The 6,099-nt window shown below is 70.7% G+C and carries 8 protein-coding genes; 7 read left to right on the top strand and 1 reads right to left on the bottom strand.

Annotated elements, in window-relative coordinates; genetic code table 11:
• The 7 genes from AC2W7M_RS18160 to AC2W7M_RS18190 form a co-directional block, all read left to right on the top strand.
• On the top strand, window positions 1-215 hold a 215-nt coding region (locus AC2W7M_RS18160; protein WP_486133811.1), incomplete at its 5' end, for a hypothetical protein.
• A 9-nt stretch (window positions 216-224) separates the two neighbouring features.
• Window positions 225-1,058 (top strand): ABC transporter ATP-binding protein, encoded by an 834-nt coding sequence (locus tag AC2W7M_RS18165; RefSeq protein WP_486133813.1) that lies wholly within the window; start codon window positions 225-227, stop codon window positions 1,056-1,058.
• Window positions 1,058-1,183 (top strand): hypothetical protein, encoded by a 126-nt coding sequence (locus AC2W7M_RS18170; RefSeq protein WP_486133815.1) that lies wholly within the window; start codon window positions 1,058-1,060, stop codon window positions 1,181-1,183. The genes AC2W7M_RS18165 and AC2W7M_RS18170 overlap by 1 nt, the downstream gene beginning before the upstream one ends.
• Complete coding sequence (locus tag AC2W7M_RS18175) at window positions 1,141-1,950, top strand: ABC transporter permease (protein WP_486133825.1); 810 nt, start codon at window positions 1,141-1,143, stop codon at window positions 1,948-1,950. Before AC2W7M_RS18170 ends, AC2W7M_RS18175 begins: the two co-directional genes overlap by 43 nt.
• 93 nt (window positions 1,951-2,043) lie before the next feature.
• Complete coding sequence (locus AC2W7M_RS18180) at window positions 2,044-4,257, top strand: DUF3604 domain-containing protein (protein ID WP_486133817.1); 2,214 nt, start codon at window positions 2,044-2,046, stop codon at window positions 4,255-4,257.
• Window positions 4,257-4,865: a phosphosulfolactate synthase gene (locus AC2W7M_RS18185; protein ID WP_486133819.1), complete on the top strand. Its 609-nt coding sequence runs from the start codon at window positions 4,257-4,259 to the stop codon at window positions 4,863-4,865. The genes AC2W7M_RS18180 and AC2W7M_RS18185 overlap by 1 nt, the downstream gene beginning before the upstream one ends.
• On the top strand, window positions 4,823-5,050 hold the full coding sequence (locus tag AC2W7M_RS18190; RefSeq protein WP_486133821.1) for a phosphosulfolactate synthase: 228 nt from the start codon (window positions 4,823-4,825) through the stop codon (window positions 5,048-5,050). The genes AC2W7M_RS18185 and AC2W7M_RS18190 overlap by 43 nt, the downstream gene beginning before the upstream one ends.
• 299 nt (window positions 5,051-5,349) lie before the next feature.
• On the opposite strand, the gene AC2W7M_RS18195 is transcribed toward AC2W7M_RS18190, so the two are convergent.
• Window positions 5,350-6,099, bottom strand: a 750-nt coding sequence (locus AC2W7M_RS18195) for a tetratricopeptide repeat protein (RefSeq protein WP_486133823.1), incomplete at its 5' end; no start/stop codon positions are given.

Raw genomic sequence — 6,099 nt, forward strand, 5'->3', positions numbered from 1 at the left:
CGCTGGCGCTGAAGGGCGCCGGCCTCGACGCGCTCATCCTCCTGCCCAAGGCCGGCGCCGCGCTTGCTCTCGGCGCCATCGACGGGCCGGCGCACGTGGTGCCGCTCGATGCGCCCTTCGCCATCGACGGCGCCATCGGCGATGCGCCGTCCGACGTCCTTCCCACCGCCGCGGACCGGCCGACGCTGATCGTCGCCGCCGGCGCGAAAGCCTGAAGGAAGCCCATGACGGCCCCCTCTTTCACCCCCCCGGCGGCGGCCGTCGGCCGCGATCCCGCCGTGCCCGTGCTCACCGCGGACGACGTTTCGCTGCAATACACCACCCGCGAGCGCATGGTGACCGCCACCTGGCGCGTGTCGTTCAAGGTCTATCCCGGCGACCGCTTCGTGCTGCTGGGGCCGTCGGGCTGCGGCAAGTCCTCGCTTTTGAAGTCGGTGGCGGGCTTCCTGCCGCCCGTGGAAGGGCGCATCCGCCTCAACGGCCGCGACATCAAGGGGCCGGGGCCGGACCGGATGATGGTGTTCCAGGAATTCGACCAGTTGCTGCCCTGGAAGAGCGTGTTCGAGAACGTCGCCTATCCCATGCGCGTCAACTCCCGCTTCCCGAGGGCGGAGATCGAGCAGCGGGTGCGGGGCTATCTGGACAAGATCGGCCTCACGCGCTTCGCCGATGCCCATCCCCACACGCTCTCGGGCGGCATGAAGCAGCGCGTTGCCATCGCCCGCGCCATGGCCATGGAGCCGGAGGTGCTGCTGATGGACGAGCCGTTCGCCGCGCTCGACGCCCTCACCCGGCGCACCATGCAGGCGGAGCTGCTGCGCCTGTGGGAGGACACGCGCTTCACCATCCTGTTCGTCACCCACTCCATCGAGGAGGCGCTGATCATCGGCACGCGCATCCTCGTGCTGTCGCCCCATCCCGGGCAGGTACGCGCCGAGCTCGACGCCACCGGCCTCGGCTTCGACGCCGTGGCGACGCCGCGCTTCGCCGAGCTTCAGGCCCGCATCGAGGACATGCTGTTCGCCGGGCGTCCCGGCCACACGGCGGAGGCCCACTGATGACCGCAGTTCCCGCCTCCCCCGTCGCCGGTGATCCGCCGCCGCGCCCGGACTATGAGCGGCAGGTGGAGGCGCCGAGGCCATCGGCGACATCGCCCGCAAGCTCACCTGGCGCGAGAAGCTGACCCAGAACGCCCTGTTCCGGCGCATCGTCATCCTGGTGGTGCTCGGCCTCGCCTGGCAGGTCTATGCCACCCTTCTCGACAACGAGCTGATGCTGCCGAAGCTCTCGGTGACGCTGGTCGCCCTCTGGGATGCCTTCGTCAACGGCACGCTGCTGGAGCGGACCCTGTTCTCGCTGGAGATTCTGCTCATCGGCTACGCCATCGGCGTGGTGCTGGCAGCGGCGCTGGTGTCGGTTTCCGCCACCACGCAGGTGGGCAACGACCTGCTCTCGACGCTGACCGCCATGTTCAATCCCCTGCCCGCCATCGCGCTGCTGCCACTGGCGCTCTTGTGGTTCGGGCTCGGCATGGGGTCGATCGTGTTCGTGATCGTCCATTCGGTGCTGTGGGCGGTGGCGCTCAACACCCATTCCGGCTTCCAGTCGGTCAGCGAGACCATGCGCATGGCCGGGCAGACCTTCGGCCTCAAGGGCCTGCGCTACATCTTCGGCATCCTGGTTCCGGCGGCGCTGCCGGCCATCGTCTCGGGCCTCAAGATCGGCTGGGCCTTCGCCTGGCGCACCCTGATCGCGGCGGAGCTGGTGTTCGGCGCCTCCTCGCGCTCGGGCGGGCTCGGCTGGTTCATCTTCGAGAACCGGGTGGCGCTGGAGACCCCTTACGTCTTCGCCGGCCTGCTCACCGTGATCCTGATCGGCCTCGCCATCGAGAGCCTCGTGTTCCGCACCCTCGAAACCCACACCCTCAGAAAGTGGGGCATGCAGCGATGAACGCTTTGTCTCCCTCGTCCACCGGCCCCGTGCGGCGCGCCCGAACTGGGTGCCGCAGCCGCCTTACCATCGCCCCGGACGCTGGCCGGCAGCGTGGACATTTCCCCGCGCGGGCCGTTCCCGGCCGGGTCGTTGCAGCACATCACCCTGACCTACACGGCGGGCCGCTACGGCATCGACGACACCGGCACGGTGCGCGTGTGCTTCCGCTTCGCCACCGACCAGGGCCAGCCGCAGTTCGACGACCCGACAGCGGCGAACTTCGTGAGCGTGGAGGCGTCCAATGGTGCCGTGCTCGACGCCCGCTTCGACTACAAGCTGAACGTGCGCCCGTTCGACCGAACGCTGGTGATCCGCGTGGTGAAGGGCTACCTGAAGGAAGGCGAGACCATCACGGTGCGCTTCGGCGACCCGCGCGGCGGCTCGCCGGGCCACCGGCTCCAGACCTTCGCCGACCCGTTCCATGAATTCCAGGTGCTGGTGGACCCCATCGCCTGCGGCCACTATGTGCGCGTGCCGGACCAGCCGACCTTCGCCATCGTTGCCGGGCCGGCCACCTCCTTCACCGCCGTCCTGCCGACCCGCCGCGCGCCGGGCGAAACGGCCTGGCTCGGCATCCGCGCCGAAGACCGCTGGGGCAACCCCGCCGATGTGGGTGGGCGCACCGTGCGCCTTGCGGCGAGCGGTCCGCTCGCCGGCCTGCCGGAAACCGCGACGTTCGCGGCCGGCGCATCCTCCCTGCGCGTCGACGCCCTGAAGGCGGAGGCCGAAGGCACGGTGCGCATCGACGTGCTCGACGCGGACGGCACGCGGCTCGCCGGCTCCAACCCGCTGGTGGTGGCGCCTTCGGACGGGCTGATGCGGATCTGGGGCGACCTGCACGCCCAGAGCGGGGAGACCATCGGCTCCTCCTCCGCCCACGATTACATGCGCTTTGCCCGCGACATCGCCTTCATCGACGCGGTCGGGCACCAGGGCAACGACTTCCAGATCACCGGCGAATTCTGGGCCGAGCTGAACGCCCTAATGGCGGACTTCAACGCGCCCGGCCGCTTCATCACCGTGCCGGGCTACGAATGGTCTGGAAACACCGGGCTCGGCGGCGACCGCAACGTGTTCTTCGCCACCGAGACCGGCACCATCCGCCGCTCTTCCCACGCGCTCGTGCCGGACCGCAGCGACGAGGCCACCGACTGCGTGGACGCGCGCGACCTGTTCGCGGCGCTCGCCACCTCCGGCGACGACGTGATCTGCTGGGCCCATTGCGGCGGGCGCTATGCGGACATCACCTTCGCCCACGACATCGACCTGGAGCGGGCGGTGGAGGTGCATTCCAGCTGGGGCACCTTCGAGTGGCTGCTGGCGGACGCCTTCGGCCTCGGCTACCGGGTGGGCGTGGTGTGCAATTCCGACGGCCACAAGGGCCGCCCGGGCGCCGAGCCGCCCGGCGCCTCCATGTTCGGCGCGCTGGGCGGCCTCACCTGCTTCCTCACCGAGCGCTTCGACCGGACGAGCCTGTTCGACGCCATGCGTGCGCGCCACCATTACGGCACCACCGGCTGCCGCCTCGACCTGGAGGTGAAGGCGGCGCTGCCGGACGGCGCGCAGGTGTTCCGCGACGACCCGTCCTTGCCAGGCGCCGCCGGACGGGCGGCGACGCAGGCGATCATGGGCGACATCGTGCGCCTGCCCGCCGGCAAGGTCGCGCTCTCCGTCGAGGTGACGGCCCAGAGCCCCATCGCCGCCCTGGAGCTGCGCGACGGCACGACGGTGATCGAGACCATCCGCCCGGCGGCCGCGGCGCCGAAGGGGCGCCGCATCGTCGTCGCCTGGTCGGGGGCGGAATATCGCGGGCGGTTCCGGCAGGTGGTGTGGGACGGGAGCCTGACGGTTTCCGGCAACCGCATCCTGGCCGTGAAGGAGATCAATTTCTTCAATCCGGACAAGCCGGCGACGCTGGACGGCAACACGGTCTCCTGGAAGTCCGTGACCACCGGCAATTTCGCCGGCGTCGAGCTGACCCTCGCGGACGCGGAGGCCGGCGAGATCACGGTGGAGACGGCGGTCGGCCGGCTCCAGTGCGCCATCGCCGACATCGGCGCGGCGCCCACGGAGGTCGACTGCGGCAAGCTTGACCGCAAGCTCTCCGCATGGCGGCTCGCCGACGCGGGCACCGCGGTCAGCCTCGAGATCACGCGCGACATCGAGGTGAGCGCGGCCGAGCGGCGGCTGCTGGTGGCGCTGACGCTGGAGGACGGCCACCGCGCCTGGTCGAGCCCGATCTATCTCATCCCGGAGCACCTGTGATGGCGCATCCCTTCGCCTTCGTGCCCGCCGCCGCCGGCCGCAGCCTTGAAAAGCCGCGCCGCACCGGCCTCACCATGATGATCGACCAGGGCCTCGGCCTCAACGCCGCCGCCGATGTGGTGGGCACGGCCGGCGCCTATGTGGACCTCGTGAAGATCAAGACCGGCACCGCCCGGCTCTATGGCGAGGCCTATCTGAAGGAGAAGCTCGCGCTCTACCACGCCGCCGACATCCGCCCCTTCATCGGCGGCCAGTTCCACGAATATGTCTTCGCGACGCTCGGGGCGGAGGCGCTGCCGCGCTTCTATGCGGAGGCGCTGCGCATCGGCTTTTCCACCATCGAGATTTCCGACAACGTGGTGCCCCTCACGGAGGAGGAGCGCGCGGCCCAGATCGGCGCGGCGCGGGCCGCCGGCCTGTCGGTGTTCGCGGAAGTGGGCGCCAAGGACCGGCGCACGACGGCGCAGGAGATGATCGCGCAGTCCGCCGTCTGCCTCGCGGCGGGCGCGGACCTGGTTCTGGTGGAGGCGGCGGAACTGGTGGAGAACGGCGTTCCCGACGAGCCATGCTGGCCGCGCTCAGTGCCGGCATCGCCCCCGACCGCCTGATGATCGAATTGCCCGGCCCCTGGATTGCGGACGTGCGGACCTGCGATATCGAGGCGCTGAAGAAGCTGCTGGTGAAGAGCTTCGGGCCGGACGTGAACGTCGCCAACGTCGCCCCGGACACGGTGCTGGACTTCGAGGCCTCGCGCCAGGGCCTCGGCGTCGCCGGCCCGCCCTCGCACTGGTGAGCCTGAGGGCGCTGTGGCGCCCTCGGTCCAGGCGCCAGCAAACTCCCTCTCCCCGGCGGGGAGAGGCGGGGGTGAGGGGGGGCTCCGCCGGAAGACAGTGCTCACGCCCGGCGTCGCATCCCCTCACCCTGCCCTCTCCCTCAGGGAGAGGGGGCTATAGAGGACGGCCGGCGCGGGCCGACGGGCGGCAAGCGGCTTCTCGGGAAAGGGCGGCGGCTGTGGCGACCTCGGTCCAGGCCGGGACAGACTCCCTCTCCCCGGCGGGGAGAGGGTGGGGGGTGAGGGGGAACTCCGCCGGCTCAGCGGCGCTGGCGGGAGAGCCACTTCTCCAGATAGGCCAGCGCCTGCGCGCGCTCGTCGGCGGTCGCCTCGGCGAAGGCCGCCTCGTGCAGGTCCACCACCCATTTGTCGTCCGGGCGGGCGGCCGCCTCGCGGGCAATGGTGAGCCACATGAGGCCGCGCGCTCCCTGGCGCGGCACGCCGTCGTCGCCCTTGAACAGAAGCTCGCCGAGCAGCGCCTGCGCCTTGTACTGGCCCTTCTGCGAGGCGAGGCTCAGCCAGCGCCCGGCATTGCGCGCATCGCGCTGCGTGCCGACCCCATCGAGATACATCTTGCCGAGCAGGAACTGGGCATCCGCATCGCCGAAATAGGAGGCGGCGTAGGAGAACATGTCCTTGGCGCGGGACGGGTCTCGCTTCACCCCGGCGGAGGGGATGCCGACCAGATAATAGGAGCCGAGCGCCACGAATGCATTGGCGACGAAACGCGACTGCGCGGTGCCGGGATAGTCCTCGGCATGGGTGTTGGCGATCGTGCTGTAATACTGGAACGCCTTGGCGTCGTCGCGCTTCACCCCGTCGCCGTCCGCATACATGCGCGCCAGCTTCCACTGCGCCATGGGATGGCCCTGCGCGGCGGCATAGCCGAGAGCGTCCGAGCCCTTGGCGGTCTGGCCGGAGGCGAGCGCGCGGGCACCGGAGCGGAAGGCCTCCATCCACCGGCCGCAGGGGCGGGGCGAGCGGCACGTCCGCGGGGCGGGGTGAGCGGG

This window comes from Xanthobacter sp. BG11Y11_SDJG (assembly GCF_057364445.1).

What these genes read in the sequence shown, in the direction of transcription:
- AC2W7M_RS18165 (WP_486133813.1), top strand. Translation starts at nt 225, where the DNA reads ATGACGGCCCCCTCTTTCACCCCCCCGGCGGCGGCCGTCGGCCGCGAT.
- AC2W7M_RS18170 (WP_486133815.1), top strand. Translation starts at nt 1,058, where the DNA reads ATGACCGCAGTTCCCGCCTCCCCCGTCGCCGGTGATCCGCCGCCGCGC.
- AC2W7M_RS18185 (WP_486133819.1), top strand. Translation starts at nt 4,257, where the DNA reads ATGGCGCATCCCTTCGCCTTCGTGCCCGCCGCCGCCGGCCGCAGCCTT.
- AC2W7M_RS18190 (WP_486133821.1), top strand. Translation starts at nt 4,823, where the DNA reads ATGCTGGCCGCGCTCAGTGCCGGCATCGCCCCCGACCGCCTGATGATC.